Source organism: Roseimicrobium sp. ORNL1 (assembly GCF_011044495.1).
In the GTDB taxonomy this organism is placed as follows: domain Bacteria; phylum Verrucomicrobiota; class Verrucomicrobiia; order Verrucomicrobiales; family Verrucomicrobiaceae; genus Roseimicrobium.
The window spans coordinates 4,429,930-4,452,191 of sequence record NZ_CP049143.1 but is presented as its reverse complement, the minus strand read 5'-3'; the positions used below and the strand labels follow the sequence as shown (position 1 = coordinate 4,452,191).

The 22,262-nt window shown below is 59.4% G+C and carries 17 protein-coding genes; 5 read left to right on the top strand and 12 right to left on the bottom strand.

The features are described 5' to 3' along the window. Positions 1–3: 3 nt before the first annotated feature. From G5S37_RS18065 to hemW, 5 genes are all read right to left on the bottom strand, one after another. A complete protein-coding gene (locus G5S37_RS18065; protein WP_165205853.1) occupies positions 4–1,266 on the bottom strand; it encodes a membrane dipeptidase in 1,263 nt (420 codons plus the stop codon). 129 nt (positions 1,267–1,395) lie between these two features. Then, positions 1,396–2,613 carry a beta-ketoacyl-[acyl-carrier-protein] synthase family protein gene (locus G5S37_RS18060; RefSeq protein WP_276617051.1) on the bottom strand — a complete coding sequence of 406 codons (1,218 nt, stop codon included), beginning with the start codon at positions 2,611–2,613 and terminating at the stop codon, positions 1,396–1,398. A gap of 54 nt (positions 2,614–2,667) precedes the next feature. After that, on the bottom strand, positions 2,668–3,201 hold the full coding sequence (locus G5S37_RS18055) for a GtrA family protein (RefSeq protein WP_165205851.1): 534 nt from the start codon (positions 3,199–3,201) through the stop codon (positions 2,668–2,670). Between the two features lie 76 nt (positions 3,202–3,277). Next, entirely contained in the window at positions 3,278–4,201 is a 924-nt protein-coding gene (locus tag G5S37_RS18050) for a TIM barrel protein (protein WP_165205850.1), read from the bottom strand. A gap of 267 nt (positions 4,202–4,468) precedes the next feature. After that, positions 4,469–5,584 carry a radical SAM family heme chaperone HemW gene (gene hemW / locus G5S37_RS18045; RefSeq protein ID WP_165205849.1) on the bottom strand — a complete coding sequence of 372 codons (1,116 nt, stop codon included), beginning with the start codon at positions 5,582–5,584 and terminating at the stop codon, positions 4,469–4,471. A gap of 89 nt (positions 5,585–5,673) precedes the next feature. Between hemW and G5S37_RS18040 the strand changes: the two genes are divergently transcribed. Further along, entirely contained in the window at positions 5,674–6,690 is a 1,017-nt protein-coding gene (locus G5S37_RS18040) for a phytoene/squalene synthase family protein (RefSeq protein WP_165205848.1), read from the top strand. A gap of 142 nt (positions 6,691–6,832) precedes the next feature. On the opposite strand, the gene G5S37_RS18035 is transcribed toward G5S37_RS18040, so the two are convergent. The 5 genes from G5S37_RS18035 to G5S37_RS18015 all read right to left on the bottom strand — a co-directional run bounded on the left by G5S37_RS18035 (position 6,833) and on the right by G5S37_RS18015 (position 9,890). After that, positions 6,833–7,411, bottom strand: coding sequence for a hypothetical protein (locus G5S37_RS18035; protein WP_206026044.1), 579 nt, complete (start codon positions 7,409–7,411; stop codon positions 6,833–6,835). Between the two features lie 108 nt (positions 7,412–7,519). After that, the gene (locus tag G5S37_RS18030; RefSeq protein WP_165205846.1) at positions 7,520–7,939 is read right to left on the bottom strand and encodes an SMI1/KNR4 family protein; all 420 of its coding nucleotides are present in this window, start codon (positions 7,937–7,939) and stop codon (positions 7,520–7,522) included. Between the two features lie 47 nt (positions 7,940–7,986). Continuing rightward, positions 7,987–8,361, bottom strand: coding sequence for a hypothetical protein (locus tag G5S37_RS18025; RefSeq protein WP_165205845.1), 375 nt, complete (start codon positions 8,359–8,361; stop codon positions 7,987–7,989). A gap of 160 nt (positions 8,362–8,521) precedes the next feature. Continuing rightward, a complete protein-coding gene (locus G5S37_RS18020) occupies positions 8,522–8,947 on the bottom strand; it encodes a hypothetical protein (RefSeq protein WP_165205844.1) in 426 nt (141 codons plus the stop codon). Between the two features lie 37 nt (positions 8,948–8,984). Then, positions 8,985–9,890 carry an RluA family pseudouridine synthase gene (locus G5S37_RS18015; RefSeq protein WP_165205843.1) on the bottom strand — a complete coding sequence of 302 codons (906 nt, stop codon included), beginning with the start codon at positions 9,888–9,890 and terminating at the stop codon, positions 8,985–8,987. A gap of 326 nt (positions 9,891–10,216) precedes the next feature. On the opposite strand from G5S37_RS18015, the gene G5S37_RS18010 reads away from it, so the two are divergent. Then, positions 10,217–12,568, top strand: a complete 2,352-nt coding sequence (locus G5S37_RS18010; RefSeq protein WP_165205842.1) for a serine/threonine-protein kinase — start codon at positions 10,217–10,219, stop codon at positions 12,566–12,568. 54 nt (positions 12,569–12,622) lie between these two features. Then, complete coding sequence (locus G5S37_RS18005; RefSeq protein WP_165205841.1) at positions 12,623–12,919, top strand: hypothetical protein; 297 nt, start codon at positions 12,623–12,625, stop codon at positions 12,917–12,919. Positions 12,920–12,930: 11 nt separating this feature from the next. Here the strand turns inward: G5S37_RS18005 and G5S37_RS18000 are convergent, their stop codons facing one another. Then, complete coding sequence (locus G5S37_RS18000; protein WP_165205840.1) at positions 12,931–13,611, bottom strand: class I SAM-dependent methyltransferase; 681 nt, start codon at positions 13,609–13,611, stop codon at positions 12,931–12,933. A 65-nt stretch (positions 13,612–13,676) separates the two neighbouring features. Further along, positions 13,677–14,225, bottom strand: a complete 549-nt coding sequence (locus G5S37_RS17995; RefSeq protein ID WP_165205839.1) for a hypothetical protein — start codon at positions 14,223–14,225, stop codon at positions 13,677–13,679. 137 nt (positions 14,226–14,362) lie between these two features. On the opposite strand from G5S37_RS17995, the gene G5S37_RS17990 reads away from it, so the two are divergent. Beyond that, a complete protein-coding gene (locus G5S37_RS17990) occupies positions 14,363–18,379 on the top strand; it encodes a PVC-type heme-binding CxxCH protein (RefSeq protein WP_240914670.1) in 4,017 nt (1,338 codons plus the stop codon). Between the two features lie 247 nt (positions 18,380–18,626). Further along, the gene (locus G5S37_RS17985) at positions 18,627–22,154 is read left to right on the top strand and encodes a hypothetical protein (RefSeq protein ID WP_165205837.1); all 3,528 of its coding nucleotides are present in this window, start codon (positions 18,627–18,629) and stop codon (positions 22,152–22,154) included. Positions 22,155–22,262 lie beyond the last annotated feature (108 nt).

Genomic DNA, 22,262 nt, shown 5'->3' with positions numbered 1-22,262 from the left:
GCCTTACTCCTCCGGCAGATGCTTCAGGAAGAATCGGATGATATTTCCGCCCATGACGTCGCGCAGCGTGCTTTCGGGCAGGATGCGCAGTTCCTCAGTGATCATGCACCAGTTGTTCGCGGCAAAGGCGGCTTCCACGGAGCCGTCCATGTCGGAGCCCAGCACCACATGCTTGGGGCCGATGGCGGGATCGTCGATGCATTGCCGGATGATGCTCGCGGCGTACTCCGGTTCAGCGTCACCGACTGCTTCGGGCCAGAGTCCGATGCCGATGATGCCGCCACGCTGGGCGATTTGGCGGACTTGCCTGCGGGTGTTCAACCGCGCCTCTTCCTGCTTGCCCACGAGCGGATGGAAGGCCACGCCGGTATGTGAGATGAGCACAGGGATGCGGGGATGGTATTTCAACACATCATTGATGGTCTTGTTCGAGGCGTGGGAGAGGTCGCAGATCATCTGCTGCCGCTCCATCTCGCGAAACAGGCGATGACCCAGAGGCGTCAGCCCTCCCTGCTCGCTGCCTTCAGAGCCCCCGCCGATTTCATTGTCAAAATGGTGCGTCGGGGCGAGCACGCGGAATCCCGCATCGCGAAATTCCTTCACGCGTGCGGCGATTTGCTCATCCGTGTCAGCATCCTTCAACTGCAGCGCATGGCATCCTTCCAATCCCAGGACACTGGCCACGGGTTGGTTCTGCGGATCGAGCGGCACCCACCCCAGTGAGGTCTGCTGATAGTACTGGGCCATGAATCGCTGGAGATCGCCCCTGGTGCGAATGGGGACCAGCGCCTTGCCATCGCCATTGACCCTCCACTTCTTCGCCTGGTGAAGGCCGTGCTCGCGTGCATTGGTCCAGGTGCGTGGAGGCCATCCCTGGAAAGACGCGAGCACCCACTGGGCATTCGGCAGGATCCACCCACCATTGAGTTTCTGGCTGTAGGGTTTTGGCGTGATGGTGGCGACCGTGAGCATTTGAAAACCCACATTGCCCTCGCGCCAGCGGGGCACATCGGCGTGGCCATAGTCGTGCCGTTTCTGGATGCCCCTCTTGCCGCCGCGATCGAGCATCAGCGTATCCGCATGCAGATCCGCCACCATCAGGGTGCGGTGAAATTGCTTCGTGGACTCGCTCACTCCGGTGGCCTCTTTGTGGCGCACGGGATTCAGTTTTTCCCCATCGGCGATCTTTACGAGAACACAGCCTGATTGGAGCAAGGGGAAACCAATCGCAAGCAGAAGGACGGCGAGATATCTTGGAGGGCGCATTTATCAAAGGTATCGAATAGCGCCTGCGCTATGGATGGCCCTGAATTGCAAACGATCTTGTCACGTGTCAGGGCGATCCCTGAACGAATGCTACTGCGATAGTCGCGAAAAGATGTTCCCCGACCGGTGTCAGATCTTTCGCAGCACGAGGCACGCATCCACACCACCAAAGCCGAAGGAATTACTCAGCACGACATCGACCCTGGCACTGCGGCCATGGTTCGGCACATAGTCGAGCTCCGCGCAGTCCGTCTTCTCAAAGTGCAGGGAAGGTGGCAGCCAGCCACGCTCCATGGCCAGAAGTGAAATGGCGCACTCCATGGCTCCGGCAGCGCCGAGCGCATGGCCGGTATAGGCCTTGGTACCGGAGACGGGTGGTGCATCCTTGCCGAAGACCGCTGCAATCTGCGCCGCTTCGTTCACATCATTCTGCGGCGTGCTGCTGGCGTGCGCGCTGATGTAATCCACATCCCTGGGAACCGCGCCCGCATCTTCCAGCGCCATGCGCATCGCGCGGCGCAGCGGTTCACCATCGGGGCGGGGGATGGTCATGTGATGGGCTTCACTCACCAGGCTGTAGCCTGCGAGTTCCGCATAGATGCGCGCACCGCGTGCTTGGGCGTGCGCCAGACTCTCCACAATGAAGGTGGCTGCGCCTTCACCCATCACAAATCCATCGCGGGCGTGATCAAAGGGCCGGCATGAATGACTGAGCGGGTCACCCTGCCAGCGGCTCATGGTATGCACGAGATCGAAGGCGGTGTACGTGAGCGGACTCAGGGGTGACTCAGACGCGCCGGCGATGACCACATCCGCGAGGCCATCACGAATGATGCGCAGTGCTTCACCCAGCGCCACGTTGCCACTCGCACAACTGTTCGAATGCGTGGTTGCCGGTCCCTGCAATCCGTAGTGGATGCTGATATTGCTGTGCGTGGACCCACCGTAGATCTGCAGCGCCAGCGCGCGTGGCACGGTCTTCACGCCTTCCTTGACGAACTTCGCGTGGTGCATCTCTGCATCCGCGATGCCACCCAGGGCACTGCCGAAACTCACGCCGATGCGTGTGTGCAGCGCGTCTTGGGCCAAGGTCAGATTCGCATCCTCCAGTGCGAGCTGTGTGCTCACCATGGCGAATTGCGTACAGCGGTCCCAGCGTTTCGTAAGATGCGCGGGAAACCACCGGGCCACTTCAAAGTCCCGTATCTCCGCCGCACATTGGGCCTTTGTGCCGGTCGCTTCGAAGCGTGTGCGCTTTCCGATGCCACTGCGTTCCGCCTGCAGGCCTGCCCACAGTCCCGCCTTTCCGATGCCGATGGGCGTGACGGGGCCCATGCCGGTTATCACCGCCCGGCGCTCCGGAGATTTCTGTAGAGATGCGGATGCGTTTGCCGGCACGGCTCAGCCTTTGAATACGAAAAACTTCCGCGCCACAAAGTTGATGAACGCGGCAACGACGGCGTTGGTCAGAATGGCGACGTTGGTAGGGATGCCAAAGTGCTTCACGAGCCATGGGCCCGCGATCTGGCTGATAGCGAAGCACACAAAATTCACCAGCGTGAAATAGAAGAACTCCATCCAGGGGTGGTGCCTGCCCCGCTTGAAGACCAGCAGCACGTTCATGTAATACACGAACACGTTGGTGGTGACAAAGGCGATGGTGTTGTTGTAGAGCAGGTGTCTTGCGCGCAACTGATCGGTGATCAAAGCGCCATCCACGATCATGTTTTCGTAGGCAGGAATGACGTACAAGGAGAGGAGTACCACCTGGCCTACCGAAACCACCGTCGCCATGGCTCCGCAGAACCCGTAGACCGAGAACTGCACCAGCCACGGGACATCCTGCTTTCGAATGCGCGCCCAAATGGTGGGGACATTGTTCTGCTTAAAAAAGTCGAAGAAGTCCCGGATGGCGGAGCCAAGAGATGAAATCATGTGAAGATGCTCGAATGGGGGCGGCAAGGGAGCAGCACTTCGCAAAAAAGCAACGGTCAGACAGGACACATTACCCTCAACCCCACTCACCAAATTTCTCCCTCCACTCCGCAAGACGCTCCCGCACATGGGAGCGGCGTTGGGTGCGGTGCATCTCCCAAACAAGTGGTATGCCCTTGGGAATGAGCGGCATGAGCTTGGCGAAGTCCACGCCGCCGGTGCTCAGCGGCACCCGGTGGTCCTTGGCTGGCCAGTCGACATCGTGCACATGGCAGCCGAGCAGCCTCGGGGCGATTTCTGAGAGGAACTGGGCGTGGTCCAGCAGGCCCAAGTTTGCCTGCCTCTGCACATGCCCGAAGTCATGCCAGAAGCCGACCCAGGGGCTCCCACGATATTGGTCGACCAGTTGCAGCATTTCCGCTGCGGTGGGTACCTCCTCAAAATGGCTGCGAGTTTCGATGCCCAGAGCCACCCGGTACTGCTCGCAAAGGGGCAGAAGCCGGTCGATGGCATGTCGCGCGCGGTCGAAGTGGACCTGGGCGTGTTTGGCCCTCTTTGCCACCAGTTCCAGCTTCACTTTGGTGTACTCACGTGAGTAGATTTTTCCGGCGAGCGTCAGTTCCTCAAGTTTCCGCGTCAGGGGACTTATCGGGATGCTGCCGAGGTGCAGCACCACGCGCTGCGCTCCGAGCCGCGAAGCAGTCTCCATGGTCTGTTCTGTGAGGGTCAGGGCTCGCAGTCGCTCCTCCTCTTTGTGTGAGGTAAACTCAAAGGCATCCGGCGCATCCATCATCACCTCCACCGGCGGAGGGCAGAAATTGTGCACGCTGGAGATCTTGATGCCGCTCTCGGCCACTACCTGGATGATGCCGGGCAGATGGGAGATCTTCAACCCGTGGCTCAGTTCGATGTATTTGAACCCAAGGGACTTCGCCTCATGCGCGATGTGCTTCCCATCTTCATGACGGTGACTGTTCCAGCAGGAGGAAAGGGAGAGCATGAAGGAAGGGGAGGCGTGGGAAAGCGGGAGTTATAGGATGCTCAGAGGAGGGGAGTGGGCAAGCGTGGATGAGTGGAATGTTGGAGGAATGCAGTGCCGATATCTGTGGCGCTGAAGGAAAGCTCACTTCAGTTTCAGTCTCCGAAGTTCCCCTGCGTCTCTGTGTTTGATTCGTCCTGCCGTCCTCACCCTTCGGGCTGCTTCGCAGTCGTCTCGCTCCGCTCGGCGCTGCGTTGAACTCACTGCACCTGAGCACACCCAGTTCCCTCACGCGTCGGGAATCAACATCTCCGCGATGCGATCCGACACAGCCTTGCCTTCACGAGTCAGGCGTACTCGTCCGCCTTCTACCAGCAAAAGGCCTTCGCCTTGCAGCATTTCGAGCTCCCGCTTCTGTGAGTCTGCCACGCGGTCCTCGGCCATGCCTTCCACCAGTCGGAGTTCCAGCGCGATGCGCTCGATGAGCCACGCGCGATCATCCAACTCCTCCGATTCCACCGCGGGCAGCCGCCCTTCCTTCGCGAGTTCGATGTAGCGTGCCGTGTCGGAAACATTCTTCCACCGCACCCGCTCGTGCGTGCTGGTGGCGGAGGGCCCCAGGCCAAGGTAGTCCGCGCCGCGCCAGTAGGCTTGGTTGTGGATGGAGCGCTTGCCGGGCTTCGCGTAGTTGGAGATTTCGTAGTGCTCGAATCCCGCCGCCTCCAGCAGGTCCATGGTGGAACGGAAGTGGTCGGCATCGCGATCCGTGTCGGTGTCCAGCATGCCGCTCTTCAGCTTGTTCAGGAACTCGGTGTCCTCCTCATAGGTGAGGTTGTAGCAGGAGACATGGTCGGATTGCAGCCCGATGGTCTGTCGCAGCCCTTCCTCCCACACCGCCAGGCTCTGCCCCGGAATGGAGAACATGAGGTCCACATTCACCGCCGGGATGCCCGCGTCACGGAGGATGGCATAGGTTTCCTTTGCCTCATCCGGCGCGTGGTCGCGGCCCAGCAACTTCAGCGTGGGCTCGTCCCAGGCCTGCACGCCGAGGCTGATGCGGGTGACGCCCAGATCACGCAGCAGCCGCGCCTTGCTCGCCCCCACCGTTTTCGGATTCGCCTCCATGCCGAACTCCTCCAGCCCCGAGCAGTCCAGCCGCTCCCGCAGACCGGTCAGTAGCGTGCCCAGATGGGTCTCGCTCAGCGCCGTGGGCGTGCCGCCGCCGAAGTAGATGGTCTTCGGCCGAATCTCCAGCCGCTGCTGATGCAGCTCCAGCTCCCGCAGGACCGCCTGCACAAAGGCCCCCATATCCGTGCCGCCCGGGGTGTGCTTGTAGAAGCTGCAATAGGGGCAGACGCGGTGGCAGAAGGGGATGTGCAGGTAGAGGTGGTGGAGCGGCGACAAGGAGCGGATTGCGAGTTCTGAGTTGCGAGGGAAGGAAGATACGTCCAACCATGCCTCCAGACAGGAAATATTAATGGTGAAATGAAGTCATGACGGGCGAGGAACATCTCGGAGGAAAGCTGCTAGAAGGCGTCTCACGGTCCTTCTACCTGACCCTGAAGGCCCTGCCACAGGGCCTGCGGGAACCCATTTCCCTGGCCTACCTCCTGGCACGAGCGGCGGATACTCTGGCAGACACGCCGAACATCACCGAGTCCATCAAGCAGGAGTGCCTCGCGGAATTTGACCGGCTCGTGCAGGCGGAGACTCGCGATGAAGCTGGCGAACGTGCCCTGTGCGAGCGCCTGCGGCAGGAGTTTGTGCCCCTGCAGGAGGATGCCAGCGAAGCCCGCCTGCTGGAGCGACTGCCGGAGGCTTTCGATGCCTATCGGAAATCTGCACCCCGTCTCGTGGAGGCCACACGTGGTGTATTAGATCCTATTGTGAAAGGCCAGCTCATGGACATCCAGCGTTTCCCCGTGGATGGCCAGCTGCGCTCCCTCACCACGGAAGACGAACTGGATGAGTACACCTACCTCGTCGCCGGATGCGTCGGTGGCTTCTGGACCAAGCTCTGCGCTTCCGAACTGGAAGGCGCCATCGACCCCAAGGTATCCTTCGACGACATGCTCGTCTGGGGCATCCGCTACGGCAAAGGCCTCCAACTCGTGAACATCCTGCGCGACATCGCCAAGGACGTCCGCATGGGCCGCTGCTACTTCCCTGCGGAAGAACTCGCCGCCCACGGCCTCACCCTGGACATGGTGCAGGCCGACCCTGCGAAGCTTGTCCCCGTGACCACCTCCTGGCGCGTGCGTTGCCGTGAGCATCTGGAATGCGGGATTCAGTATTTGGACGCCCTCCAGCACAAACGTCTTCGATTTGCCACCGCTTTGCCGCTGCTCCTCGGCATTCGAACTCTCGCGTTGATCAACCAAGCCGATGCCCCGGCACTGGTGCAAGGAGTGAAGGTGTCTCGTGGGGAGGTGGCGAAAATTTTGTTGGAGACTGGGATCGCGAATCTCCGGCAGGGCGGTCTTCGCAAGATAGCGGAGAAGCTGATGTGAGAGTTTTGGTCGTCCATCTCCGACGAAAGACTCCACGCTCTACCGCAAGCTGACGGACAGCGGCGCTGGCAAGGTAGTCAGGCCTTGATACATGTAGAGCATTTTATAAAATGACATGGTGGCGTGAACGCCGCTCCACCAACTACCATATCACCCGCAGATGGGGATGCTTTTTCGCAAACGCTTGTGCCTCAGCATCCGTGATGGCGGTATTGCCAATAAGGAGCACTTTTAGGGAGGGGCATTTGCCCAGCCAATCCAACGCCTTCCCTGTTATTTCTGTCTCTTCGAGAGAAAGTTGCTCCAGACTTTTCATGCGCGCAAGGTAAGGCATCGAATCGTCACGTACAGTTGAGTCGGCGATTTCGAGTATCTTGATGGAGGAGGTGCGGGCCAGTTGCTCAAGAAACTCCGCCTCAAAGCGCCCAGCCCCGTTCATGAGAAGTTCCTCAGGCTTGAGCCGGCGTATGGCCAGGCCCAATTCGTGGGGGCTCACCAAGTGGGATGGCTCGGTGCAGATGACCTTGGGGTGGGAGAACCATGATTCCATGGCCGCCTCCACGTCTTTTCCACCTACGGGCTTTGAGAATGGGGGAGTCCACCATCTTTCGCAGACAGCGTAATTCTTTTCCAGCACCGCCAGACTTTCACGGCGCTGGTATTCCATCGTCATCAGCCACACCGCCACGATCCCAAGAACCACCGGCACCAGCAGCAGCATGCCTGGGAGTTTTTTGTTCGGGGACTTCATTGGTGGAGCGGAGGAGCTTTGCCAATCAGAACCGGCGGCGGCGCGAGGCATGCATTGCGAAAGACGCATAATCGTACATCAGCCCCAGCGCGGGGGTGGTATGCGCATCATGGTGCGAAACCATTCGCGAAAGTTTGCATGTCTCAATGTCGCTGTTTCTTTATTCTCCGTATACCACCAAACGCCTTCCTCTGTCAGCGCCCAGAATTGATAGCCCTGATGCATGGCAATCGCAAACCACGGAGGCAGTGCCACGGGCGATGGGCCCTCCTGCAACAATTCCCTCGCCGCATCCTGGAACTCTAGAATCTCCGGAAAGTAGTAGTCTGTTCCCACGAGAAATTCCTCTGCTCCTCTCCCCATCACTTTGAGGAAATCGATGTAGTCCTGAGGAAGGGGGATGGGGGAGCGTGACTGGACTTCTGCCAATTCACTTTCGTCGCAACCCCGGTGGTCCTGAGTGGCGACATAGGCTTGCAGTTCATCAATGAAGTTCATGTCAAAAGGGTGGTGGGAACGTCCTGCACTTGCGCTTGAAGCGACGTTCAAGCAGTCAGTTGGGAGGAGTCTTCAGGCTTCCAAGCTCCCAGGATACTGGCGAGCTCACAAAACAGGGTGCGATACGTCGGTCGCCCTGCAGAGGGAGGCTCATCTGATGGATCGAGATGGGCCGTCGATTCGCACACGGCCCGGGCCACGCGGCACAGCACATCCCGGCATTGAAGTGCGATCGCTGGTGTCTCCGCCCAAACCGCATCCAGAGAAATGCCATTCACCATGACCGCATTCTTGAGTAGTTCATGCACGGCCGTGGTAGTGGGCTCCATCTGTTCCACCAGAATGACAAACCTTCTGAAAAGATCACTGCGGATCATCCAGATGTCCCGCGGCCTGTCCGAAACGCTGATAGTGCATGACATGGTGGTGGCAGAACCTGGCGGGATTGTTTTGGCGAAGTGGCAGAGGCGTTATGAGGACGCCACAGTTTATAGGACAACTGACAGATTCACCATTTTTACATCTGTCTGGTCGTGGTCGGGGACGCTGAATTTTGCAAACGTGCGTTGGTCCGTGCTGTTGCTATGCTTCCGAAAAGAGTGCGGTTCGCCAACTCCAACTGTTTGGTAGGGTGCCAGGAGTTTGGCCTGACAAAAGGACATTGGGCACGTAACGAAAGCCATTCTCGATGCTACAGGCAACGACGGAAGCATGATCCAGTGTTCGCACGTCATCCTGAAGGAGCGAGGTTACGAAAAACTGGCAACGGCTGATCAGGATGACCCAAGTCGCCTCGTCTTCGAGGAGAAAATATTCCCGGTACAATGAGCTTTCAAGCGCCCACCAGGAATCATCAGCCCTCACGAGTTTGTCTGGGAAGACCTTGTCCTCCAAGTAGGCGATGAATGGATCGATTTTTCGGTCAAGGGCATCTTCGTCCACCTCTAGCGACGGGCCGACGCGAGAGTTCCAGTAGGCGGTTAGGGTGTCGAGCGTCTCGGGTTCCATTGAAAAGAGGTTGGGCAGCGAGAAAGGCAGCTATGGACTACCCCATCCACACCCCAAACTCCCCCGGCACCGGTGCTTCGAACTTCATCTCCTGCTTCGTGATGGGATGCGTGAACTCCAGCTTCCAGGCGTGCAGCATGAGGCGCGGCATCTTGATCAATTGCCGCTGTGGCTGCGCATAGATCGTGTCTCCCAGAATCGCCATGCCCAGGCTCTCGCGCATGTGCACGCGGATTTGATGGGTGCGGCCGGTGAGGAGGCGGCAGAGGATGAGGGCGCAGCCCTGGTGGACGGAGAGCTTTTCCCATTCCGTCACAGCTTCCTTACCGATGTCTGCACGGTCGGTCACGGCCATGCGCTTGCGGTCCACAGGATGGCGGCCGATGCGGTTCTCGATGCGGCCCTTCGACTCCTTAGGCACGCCGTTCACGGCGGCAAGGTAGAGCTTGGTCAGGGAACGACCGCTGAAGGCTTCACTCAGGCGGGTGTGGGCGAGGTCGTGCTTCGCGGCCACGAGGCAGCCGCTGGTTTCCTTGTCCAAGCGATGGACAATGCCCGGGCGCAGTTCCCCACCGATGCCACTGAGGTTCTTGCAGTGGAAGAGCAGGGCGTTCACCAAGGTGCCGTCCGGATTCCCTGCCGCGGGGTGGACGACCATTCCCTCTGCCTTGTTCACCACGATAAGGTGTTCATCCTCAAAGAGAATATCCAACGGGATGTCCTGCGCCACCACTTCGGTCGGCACCGCCTCGGGGACCTCCATTTGGATGGTATCCCCCTGTTTCAGGGCGGTATTTGCCTTCGTGGGCTTCCCATTCAACAAAATATTCCCGTCCTTGATGAGCCCTTGTAACCGGGTCCGGGACATGTCCGTCAACTGGCTCTGGAGGAAGTGATCCAGTCTTTGCTTCGTCCATTGAGGATCGTTGACGGTGAACTCCATGTGTCTAGGGGATGGAAGGGCGGGGTCACCATACATTCACAGCGACTGGAAAGCCCACAATAATGAATTCTTTAGCGACCAGCCCCGCCAATGACGGTTTAATTTTCGCACTGAATGAAAATCTGGCGCGCCCGATGCTTATTGTTTTATGTAAGAAGTTCGAACTATTTTTTCTTACATGCTTCCAATGCACCGACTGCAACAAACTTGCCCCGAAGTTTCACCTTTGAGGGCCCTGCGTTCGAAGCTACCTTCCGCGTCCCGTGACACCTCCCCAGTCAGAAACTCCTCAAACTTACCTTAGTACCTGCCCGGCTTGCGAGGGCGTGCTCGATGTCACACCCTTCGAGCCGTACAGCAAGGTGACCTGCCCCCACTGCGGGCAGGCCGTGCGCGTAAGGCGCAAATTCGACCACTTTTCCATCCTCAAGCAACTCGGCGAAGGCGGCATGAGCCGCGTGTTTGGCGCCGAGGATGCCACCCTCGGGCGGCATGTGGCGCTGAAGATCCTGAACCGCCACTACAGCAAGGACAGCGTGCGCATGGCGAGCTTCGAGCGCGAAGCCCAGCTCACCGCCGCCGTGACCCACCCGAACGTGGTGAAGCTCTACTCCGTGGGCCGCGACCAGGGGAACTTCTACATCGCCATGGAACTCGTGGGCGGTGGCAGCCTGGAGGGCCGCATCGCGGATCAGGGACGCCTTTCCGAGGCGGATGCCCTGCACGTGGGCCGCATGGTGGCGGAAGGTCTCCGCGCCGCCTACCGCGAAGGTCTCATCCACCGCGACGTGAAGCCGGCGAACATCCTCTTCACTGATGAGGGTACGCCCAAGATCGTGGACTTCGGTCTCGCTCTCTTCCATGAGCGCGACAAGGACGACTCCGGCGAAATCTGGGCCACGCCCTTCTATGTGGCCCCGGAGAAGGTGCGCGACGATACCGAGGACTTCCGCAGTGACATGTACAGCCTCGGCGCGACGCTCTACCACGCGCTGGTGGGCAAACCGCCTCACCAGGCGAACACGAACTCCATCGCCGAGCTCAAGATCATCAAGAGCAAGCCGGTGCGTCTGGAGGACAGCGGATTCAAGTTTTCCCAGCGAACCTGTGAGCTGGTGAATCGCATGTTGGCGCTCAAGCCGTCCGATCGTCACCAGACCTACGACGCGCTTGTAGATGCCTTCCGTGATGCTGAGAGCCTCCTGGGCTATTCCGTGATTGGCCGTCGCTCACGCCGCCAGCGGCTGGTGTACGCCGTGGGTGGCGCGGCGGTGGTGACCATCTTGCTCGGTCTGCTGCTGCGTCCGCGTCCTCAGGTGGAGATGAAGTCGGTGGAGATCACCCAGGGTGCCGGTGAGGAGGAACTATCCTCGGTGGGCCGCACGCTCTCGTCAGGATCTACTCCCATTGCGGATGTCTTCACCAACGCGCGCAACATGCTCTTCGAAGGGAAGTTCGCGGAGGCTCGGAAGCTCTTTGATGAAATCATCGCGCTCAACGATCGCGAAGGTGGCCGCGTGAAGCAGCCCACGCTGAACAAGACGCGGTTCAACGCGGCACTCTGCGCCATCTTTGATGGAAAGAAGGAGGCGGCCCAGCGCTACTTCCGCGCCATCAAGAAGGATTCCGATGAAGGCACCATGCCGGCGACGGCGGAGTCCTCGGAGTTCTTCTCAGCCATCGCCGATCGCATGGCAAAGGACCTGGCGCTTGAGCTGCCACGCAAGGATGTGACCTATGACGGCGCCACGGAGGCAGCGCTCGGGTTTCTTGCGCATGGCGTGGCCCAGTGGCACTTCGGCAAGGATCCGGATGTCGCCATCGCTTGGCTGCGTGAGTTTCAGGCCTGCACCCCTGGCCGTATGACAGAGTGGCTTCCTTCCTACCAGAAGCTCATCGCCCCGTACTTCGCGGAGTATGATCTGGCGGGCAAGCTGGGAGACCTTAGCAACACGCCCTTCGGCAGCATCGAGAATGCCCGCCTTGCTTTTGTGCAGGTGAAGGAGGTGCTGGGTGACATCAAGCTTCCCGGCGCCCTGCGCCACAAGCTGGAGGATCGCTCGAAGTTTGCCCAGCAGGAACTGGCCCGTCTGCGCCGCGTGGCGGAGGAAGCGGAGCGCGCCCGTATCAATGCCCTACGCCAGCGGGAACTGGTGCAGCTCAAAGAGCTGAATGAATCGCTGCCTTCATTGGTGCGTGGGTTCGACTACAGCCAGGGCGTGGAACTGCTGGAGAGCATGAACTTCCAGACTCCGGAGGTGCAGAACGCCATCGCGGATCGCCTCTATCTCTGGTCCAAGGCCAAGGAATTCATGACCACGCTCATGGCGGATATTACGGCGCGTGGTTATGCAGGCACACTGCCCCGCCGCACGGGCATTCCTCTGCAGGGACGCCTCACGCATCTCGGCTACGACACCAGTGTGGTCTCGCTGGAGCGTGGTCAGGTGAGCATCGAGACGGATGCGCTTACACCAGATCTGCTGGTGGCTATTGCGCAGAGCACCCTGGAGACCGTGACAGACTCCACCGAGTACTATCGCCGCCAGGAATTGATTGTGGTCTTTGCGAAGATGCAGGGACTCTATCACATCGTCTCGCCGGTGGCTTCACAGCTCATGGAAGAGAACCGCGCCTTCCGCCAACGGTGGGCGAGGGTGGAGCAGAGTGGGATGTGATGTGCTTGGGTGGAGGGCTTGCACGAGTGCCACTTCGTGACAGACTATCCATGCATGACCGACATCGACTTATTGATAGAGGTGCTGCGCGCCCGATTCCCTGCGCTCGACGTGGAAAAATGCCCGCCCGGCGCCCGTGGCTTGGGTGGATCTGACCAAATCTGGTGGCTTGGTCTTGAAGGTCTGTCTGGAGCTGTGCAGGTAGAGCCGGACGTGGGTAGTTCCGGGGATGGAATGCTGCCATTTACACTTGAAGTAAATGGCATGCCGAACGGTGGCTACGCAATGAGTGGTAGAACTCTGCGAGAAGCTGAGATGTTCATTGCAGGTTTCTTGTATGGGATTCAATGACGGGTGGGCCGCTACCGCCGCGAATTGATGGCCACCATCCGGCACGCGCCAAAGAGCGAGTGGCTCTCCTCGATATCCCATTGTTCGCGATCGAGCATCAGCGCGCGAGGAAGCTCTCCCACACGGAAGCCGGCTTCGATGCTGCACTTCATGTCATATGAGGTCACGTGGTTGAATTCACCGATGAGATTGAGCACCCTGCTTTCCACGTAGTGGCGCAAGTGGCGGGCGGGTTCGCTTACCAGAATGACTCGTGCCTGCTGGAGGCGGGGAGCCAGTCTTCGCAATTGCTCCTCCGTGAAATGGTGCAGGATAAGGTTTGCGACTACCACCTCCGCTTCCGCTAGAGCCTTTTGCGACGCCTCTGATTGGAGAAAATCTCCCTGCACCCACTGTACCCCCAAGGGGAGATGGCTGGGGCGCGGCGCGAGATCCAGCCCTGTCCATCGTGCAACGAGCTCCGGGGACGTTTGGGCAATATGGTGTATCAGCGTGCCGTCTCCTGCGCCCAGCTCTACGATGTGCCCATGACTCGGGACGTAGTCCCGAAGCTGCCGCTGGAACCAGCGGAGCGTCCCCATGATGTGGTTGATGACCTCGATGTCCTGCCTGCTGGCAAGAGCATCCGGATCGTCATGCGGCAACGTGTCCAGCATTTCCTGCTTCAGGACACGGTACCGCAGGTATCCCATGAGATGGAGATGGCGTATGGCGCGGGTGATAAAGAAGAATCGCGTGGGCGTTCGCGTTCTTCAGCTTAGTTGGAGGGTTCCTTCCACGTGCGACCGCGGCCGGTGTTGATGGCCGCCATCAGACTGCTGTAGAGAGAGTTCAGGGCGTCGGGTGTCTGTAGGGCATATTCCACGGTGTGCGTATGCGTCGTGGTGGGGTAATCCTTGATGACTTGAATTTTTCCCAGCGAGGGGGACACGCGATTCGCGACATCCTTTTGTATTTGCTCTGCGCGACTGATGACGATGTTCCCGGCGGCGATGGGTGTGTCCTTGCCAAGAGGCTCCAGCCAGTAGAAGCGAGCCACCACGGAGGTGTCGCTACCAATGGTGACCTCCACCACGCGTGCAGCGCCATTGCCCACGTACTCATGCTTGGAGGCAAAGCTGATGCGGTCCAGCTTCACAAGATAATGCCCGCCATTGGCAAAGGTAGCCTGCCAGAAGCGCGGATTGCTGTCCGTCTCATTCGGATTGGTGGGCTGCTGGGGTTGCTGGGGTGTCTGCGGCTGGTTCTGCGCGGAAAGCGTGGTGACGGCGAAGAGCAGGAAGAAGGCGGCGAGGATGGCTTTCATGGCAGTTGGTAGGCAGCGGAATTATGGAAAAAGCATGGCACAAGTTCAACTGCGCGGAAAGTGCGTAGTTTGCACGCTTCTGTGCCAGAGCCCTTCCCAAGAGGTAAAAAGCGTGGATGATGGTCGTAAGATTTCGCATGTCAGCACTACGCAAGTTCATCACTCTGATCGCATCTGGCGCCCTCGCGGGTGCGCTTCCCGCCGCTGAGGTGGTGAAGCAAAAGATCGATGTCCTCCAGGCGATCAAAGCCGGAAAGGTCACGTATAACATCAATCAAAAACAGACCCTCCACGATCCACCTGATAAGATTTTCACCTTGGATCCCAAGGGCCAGCTCAAGGTGAGCGGCAACGGCTTCGGCTACGTGCGCACGAATGAAGACTACCAGGACTACCACCTGGTCATCGACTTCATGTTCACCGGTCCCACCATGGGCTCGCGTGAAGGCAAGGCTCGTGACAACGGCCTCCTGGTGCACAGCCACGGACCGGATGGCGCGTACGGTGGCACGTGGATGGCCAGCATCGAAGCCCAGATCATCGAAGGCGGGGTGGGGGACATCCTCGTGCTCTCTCCGAAGCTGGAAGACGGCACGGAAGTCGTGACCAGCCTGTCCTCCGAGCTCACGCTGGATCGCGACAAGGAGAAGATCTGGAAGAAGGGCGAGCCCCGCCAGACCGTCACCAAGGGCCGCATCAACTGGGAAAAGCGCGACGTCGATTGGAAGGACGTGGCTGGCTTCCGTGGCAAGGATGACGTGGAATCCCGCGTGAAGGAGTGGACCCGCCTCGAAGTCATCGCGAAGGGCGATACGCTCCAGTACTTCGTGAACGGGGTGCTGGTGAATGAGGCCTTCGACTGCAAGCCCAGCTCTGGCAAGATCTGCCTGCAGACCGAGGGCGCGGAGATGGTGGTGAAGCGCTTTGAGCTGTATCCTCTCGGTGAGTTCAAGGAGAAGTGGGATCCCGTGCAGGCCTCCGGTGGCTCAGACATCGACGTGAAGGCAAGCCGCGAGACCTCGTGGACTCCGGAGCAGACGCAGAAGTCCATTGAGCTGGACGGTCCCTATGAGGTCCAGCTTGTCGCAGCGGAACCTCTCGTGCGTGACCCGGTCGAAATGACCTGGGACGCGCAGGGCCGCTGCTATGTGGCGGACATGATCGACTATCCCCTGGGTGGAGGCCCGGGAAAGCCGCCGCTGTCCCGCATCCAGCAGCTCATCGATGACAATGGTGATGGCCAGTATGACCGTGCCATCACGTTTGCCGATAAGGTCGATCATGTGCAGGGGCTTTTGCCCTTCCGTGACGGCCTTGTGGCCACCACACGCACGCAGATTCTTTTCATCCGCGACACCAACGGAGATGGGGTCGCAGATGAAAGGAAGCCGCTCGTGGACGGCTTCAATCCGAATCACTCCCAGCTCCAGGTCTCTGCGCCTCGCTGGGGCCTGGACAACTGCATCTACTTCAACAATGGCCTTGATACGAAGGAGATCTATCCTGCGGGCTCGCCGGACGCGAAGTCGAACTTCACTCGCTGCAATCTGCGTTATGACCCTGCCACGGGAAAGCTCGAGCCCACCACCGGCTTTGGTCAGTTCGGCGGCTGCTTCGATGACTGGGGGCGCCACTTCTTCAGTTCGAATCGCAATCCGGTGATGTTCGCCGTGATGCCGTATGAAGCGGTGATTCGCAACCCCAATGCCGGCATCACGCAGGGCTGGGAGGACATTGCCGCCTTCGGAGCGGAGACCCGGGTGTATCCACTTCAATTAACTCATACTACAGCCGATGCCCATGCCGGCACGAACACCGCAGCCTGCGGTCTCGGCGTCTATCGTGGTGACCTCATGCCGGAACTGAAGGGAAACATCTTCGTGCCGGATCCCACCGGTCAGCTCATCACGCGCTACATCGTGGAACCGAATGGCGCCAGCCTGAAGGCTACACGCGTAGGGGACCACAAGGAGTTCTTCGGCAGCCACGATGAATGGTGCCGCCCGGTGAACATCACCACCGGTCCCGATGGCGCTCTCTACGTCTGCGACATGTATCGCCGCTACATCGACCACGCCCGCTTCTTCCCGGAGTCCTTTGTGAAGACCCATGACATCCGCCAGGGTGAGAATGAAGGGCGTATCTGGCGCATCGTGCCGAAGAAGGCCAAGGAGTCTCAGGCGGCACCCGCCTCACCCAAAGGAGGGCAGGTCACGCTGACCTACAAGTCCGCAGCGGATGGCTTTGTGCTGGAGGGCAGAATCGTCAGTCGCGCTTCACTTCCTGCTGAGATCGCAGCACTGAAATCGAGAATTGCCAAGGAAGGTTTGGTGGTACGAGGAGGAAAAGGCCTTGCTGCAGTGGAGATTCAGGAATTGATGAAGAGCGTTGCTCAGGCTGGAGTGGATAATATCAAGTTCTCATCCATTTCCGATGAGGACTCCGCTGTTCCGGTTCCCGCACCCAGTGCGGATCGCTTTCGCGCTCCCCGCACAGTGGAAGGGCTTGTGAGGTGGCTGGGGCATCCAAACGCCTGGCAGCGTGAGACGGCGCAGCGGTTGCTGGTGGAGCAAAAAGCAAAGTATACCGATGTGTTTAATGCAGTGAAGCCTGGAAGTCTGACGCCGCTGGCCGGCCTTCATATCACATGCGTGATGCGAGCTTTGGTTCCCAAGAATTCGGGAGAGCTGAATCTCAATGCGAGAATTCAAGGTTCCATCGACAAGGCATTGAAGGACGTGAACGCTGGCAATGTCCTTTTCCGGACGGAGCTGCCTCTCGCAAATGATCATATCATGAGCGACAGCACAGACGCAGTGCAAAGCAGCGACGGCAGGCGTGTCATGCTGGGTATCCTTGGCACCGATTTCAAGAATCGTCCGCAAGATGGTTCCGTTGTCGTTACAGGAGCAACTCGATTTGCCGAAGATCCTTGGATTCAACGCGCTGTACTGGCAGCAACGTCGCAGCGAGCGGGAACTGTTCTTTCAAAGCTGCTCGAGAACAAGGCAGTTTCAGAGGGCTACACTGTGAAGAAGTCAGATTTCGTGCGCGCCCTCGCTGCCAGTTGTGCCACGGACGCGGATGCGGATGATTTCAGCGCCGCACTTTCCAGCCTCAAGAATGGTGAAGGTAAACTCGCCTGGTGGAAACCCGCCCTTCTCCAAGGCCTCTCGGAAGGCCTGCCCAAATCCGGTGGCAAGCTCGGCGTGAAGTCGCTCGCTCAATTTACCGCGACTCCTCCCGAGCAATACAAAGCTGCCGCCGCCGAGATCACCGCACTGCTTGGCCTCGTAGACAAAGTCATGGTGGATGCCAAAGCCCCCGCGGAGCAACGCCTCGCCTGCATCCCGCTGCTCGCCCAACGTTCGTGGGACAAGGCGGAGCCTGTGATGCGCACGCTGCTGGATGACAGCCAGCCACTGGAAATCTCCACGGCAGCCTTCGCGTTGCTGAAGAAATTCGGTGCGGACAAGACCGCTACGCTGCTCTACGAACTTCTGCCCAAGCTCGGACCCACGCAGCGTCTTGAAGTCGTGAAGTTGCTCACGAGCAACGGCAAGACAGTGAAGGACTTCTTTGAACGCATCGATCGCGGCGAGCTTCCGAAGGCCTTCGTCGATGCCGAAACGCGCTGGCGTTATCTCCGCCCCGGCAATCCCATGTTCGACCTGGCCACCAAGATCTTCGGCAGCCCAAGCGGGGATCGTGCCGCAGTGATCACCGCTTATCACGACGCCATCAAAACCAAGGGCGACTCAGCGAAGGGTCAGCAGGTCTTCTCAACCATCTGCATCACCTGCCACAAGGTGAAAGGCCTTGGCGTGGACGTTGGCCCGGACATCACGGATGTGCGCATCAAGGAGAAGGAAGCCCTCCTCAGTGACATCCTCGATCCCAACCGCATGGTGGAGGCCCGCTGGATGGCCTATCAAATCGACACCAAGGATGGCCGTGTCGTCGCCGGACTGATTGCCGGGGAAACTTCCACGGAAGTCACGGTGAAGATGGCCGGTGGCATCACGGAAGTCGTGCCCCGTGCCAACATCGCCAAGATGAAGAGTCTTGATGCCAGCCTCATGCCCGTGGGACTGGAGGGCGGCATCACCAAGGAACAGATGGCCGACCTGCTCGCGTTCTTGAAGGGAGAGTAGCCGCCCGGGTCCAGGGGAAGGCACAGCAACAGTTAGACGGCGGTTGCCAGATGTTGCTGTCCTTTAGGCGTCTTATCACGCAATAGGCTGATAAATGCCTCCCCGGGGCGCTTTACTTTCTCATCGAATAATCCTCCATGCGACCCCGTCTCAGCAGGACTGCTGAGCAAAAACGGGCTACACGGCCGTTGACGCTCACGAGGCTCACCTGCTATCACCTCTCCGCATGAGATGCGCAAAACGGATCATGGGCACGGCTGTCCTGCTGGTTGGTATCGTCTCTTCCACGGTGCATGCCCAGGAGAAGGACGGGGCGAGAGAGCTGCCAGAGATGGCCGCAAAGGCCGTTGCTACACTGTTCTCAGATCCCGGCCAGTGCGTTCGCATCACCAATGGCGAAGCAGACAGGGTGGTGGCCGCCTTGCCGGATGCTTTCCCCGGAGTGAAGAAATATGATCTGCTCCAGCGGGTCTATCAGAAGCTCAAACCGGAGGTGAAACAACAGCCGGACCATGCGGTGAAGGCCCGCGTGCTCGCCGCACTCGCGCGCGCCAGCCGTCAGCGCACCACCGATGTGGCCGAAGCTGAGCAACTCGACCTTGTGCTGAATCCAGAGCAGCCGGACGCCTGGTTGCGCCGGGGCATCAGCTATGCCCGGATGAAGGAGGAGAAATATGCAGCAGACATGTTTCTGGAGGCGCTGCGCCGCACGGACTTTGCCAGACCGCCGGAGTTTTTTACGGCACTTGCTCCTCCGACAGCGGGCTGGGTGGCGCGCATTGCCCGGGCGAAGCGCACAGACGAGTTGAACTCGGCGCTGGCGGACTCCTTTTCCAAAACCAAATCCGGCACCGCCCAGTCCATGGCCTTTGCCATGCTTCAAGCAGTGCTGGATGTGGACGATACACCACTACAGCCGCAGAGACTGGCGCTCCTGCTGAAGTCCGTTCGCGAGCACCAGCAGCATCTCCTGGTGTCGCACGTGGCGCAACTCCTCAAGAGAATCGACGATTGGGACCAGGCAGGGCACCATGAGGCTTCGACTGCACTTGCTCGCGCCATCCTCCTCACGCCGATGGGAGATGACATGCAGGTGGAGATCCCCGCGCATCAGGAAATAGCGGAACCTTTTGCCGCAACTGCCTTCTGGGGAGACAAACCCTGGACGGTGGATGTCCGGGGAATGATTCCCTCCCTCATGAAAACAGCGTTGAGGGAACCGCACGGGGATTTCTTTCAGGAAGCGGAGGCTGCTGTCGGAAGACATCAGGATGATTGCCACCTCGTATCGTGTGTCCTGCTGGCGCGTTCCATGGTTTCTCCGTTGAATCCTGAGGCCCTGGCCGGTGCGAAAGGACTGGACGCGGCGTCCCGACTGCGTGTGGCATGGCGGCTCCGTGTGCTGTCACCACCAGGGAGCGTGGACGAACAGCTACTCGCTCCGTGGATTGCGGAAGGCATACCAGCCCTGCTCAAGCTACAGGAGGGCGGAGTAAGCCGGGGTTCTAATCTCCGGCAATCCCTGCAACTGCTTCCCTTGCTGGACGAGACCACGAAGGCGTCGCTGCTGCCAACGTTGCTTCCTCTCTTGCGGGAAAAGCTTGTGAAGCAGAACCTTTCTGGTGACTCCCAGTCGAGCGCAGACCTCTGGCCACAGTTTCTGGCGCTCGCGATGGTGCATGGCAATGCAGAGGAGCGTGAGGCCTGTCTCAAGGCATGGCGTGAAAGCGGCCATCGTCGCCGCCTTGACATCAAAGAGGAGTGGATGGAGTGCCGGCGCATGGTGCGCAGCGTGGTGGATGCCATGGTGACTGCATCCCCGGAGCGTGGTCGGGACCTTGCGCGGCTGGCATTTGAATCATGGAGTGCTGCCTGGACCCGTTCATTGAAGGAAGGCGATGCAGACGAGCTCACCGCTGTCGTGGTGCTGGATTGTCTCCTTTCTGCCAACCTCACGGACGAGCTCGCCACTTTCGAAAAGCAGATGCTCAACACGTTCAGCGAATACGGGTCGGTTCAGTTCCGCACGACCTTGAGCCGGTTGCGAGCTTGTCGTGATTGCCTGGGGCATGGCGAGCAAAAGTTTCCCGCAGTGGCCATCGAAGTCCACGATGCGGCGCCAGAGGGTGGTCCACCGCGTGTGCGCTGGGCTATGGAGATACCGATCGAGCTGAGCGATAAGGCACGCATTCAGACCATGGTGATGGACGGTGAAAACTTTGGGGCGCCTTACAAGGCTCCTGCACTGCACGTGTTGTCGGGAAAATACGACTTGGAGATCCACGTGGGTGCGTCTCCAGATGCCATGCGAAAGATCGCGGGTGCGGAGGCTGTGCCGGCTCAGGGAGAAATGACCATTCAAGATCTGCCACCAAGCGGATGGGTGAGAATGCTGGTGAAGAATCCTCGCAATGGACTCATGGCGATAGGTTCGGCGAACCCATATTGCATCACTCGTGCGGAATTGCACAGCAAGCGGGTGCCTCAAGGTCCTGCGCCGGTATGGCCACCGGAAGTCCGCGATGAGTTTGGCACCCCATTGTCGGAAGTGATTCCGGTCGAAAAGGGTATGGAGTACCTCCTCCGTGTGGATCTCGAAGAAAGTGATTCACTCCCCCTCTGGAGTGGGCGTCTTCCCCAAGGGCTGAACCTCGTGGTGATGGATGAAAAGCAGAAACCCATCGCCAAAATGGCAGGGTTTGATACTCGGGGTGTGTCGGACGATCTCCAGCCATCCATGCGACTGTTGCGTCCAGGGGGCTGGGCGGTGGAATTTGGAGATATCTTCGAACCAGACGGATCCATCTTGCGGCCGGACGTGTCCAGAGCGCACTACCTTGTTTTTACCGCGAGTGGGACGTTGGATGCCGGCGCGCCCGCAGTGCGCCTGCAAAAGTTCCGCCGGTATGAGGAAGAAGCCATGCCGCAGATTCTGCCGGAGGCCGACGTGGAGTTCATGGGGAATTTTGGAATGGAAGCCGCCACCTGGTTCATCTCCAATGCTCGTCCACGTGCTGTGATGGGTGGACAGGGAGGTATCCGCGTGTATGACACTTCGAAGGTTCCCTGGGAACTCATCCGCTCCTTTGAAAGCCCCGTTTTGAAAGGGCACGAAAGTGTGTTCATGTTTGATGACCGCCAGATTCTTTGTCTGGAGTGGCCACGCGATGGACGTCCAGATTCCGCGTTGCGTGTGGTGCCGCTGGATACCAATCTTCCCTATGAAGAGCTTCCTCGACAGGTGCTGCCCGTGAATCCGCGAAGCTCAGAGGTGGCGGTGGATGAGTCTGGGGTCATCTTCACCGTGCCAAGTGAAGGGGCCTTCCGTACCAAGTTTCGCGCACTGTGGTTGAGCTCGGATGGCAGGCTGCTGGACACGACCGCAGAGCGGCCGTCAATGGAAGGTCCCTCGGAGGCAACGGTGGCCTGGTGGGGGAAGGATGGCTCCCTGGGAGTTGCGGAAGGTGGCCGCATGTTTCACCTGAGGGTCACAAAAGATGCCCTCACCGTGGAAAAGCAGGATCCGGGTGTGGCATCTTTTGATTCAGTACCTGCGGATGCCGTGCCCAGCAGTCATCTCTGGCAGCCACGATTTATCCTCAAAGATGCACGCCTGCTCTTGAGGCTCGACCAGAGATCGGGGGAGGTGGTGGCAGGTTATCGTCTGCCGTTTGTCTGCAGAGGCTCTCCGATTTGGATGGCGGATGAGAACTCTCCTGCACTTTTAACCACCGATCAGGGCGAGCTCATCCGGGTGGTCTTGCCGCAGAAGTAACCTCTGGGCGCTTCAGTGACGGCACGCTGAGTGCGCTTTGACTGAAATGATTGCATGTCTGGACGTGGCGGTCGCGTAGGAGGATGATGCGCGCTGCCGGTTCACGCT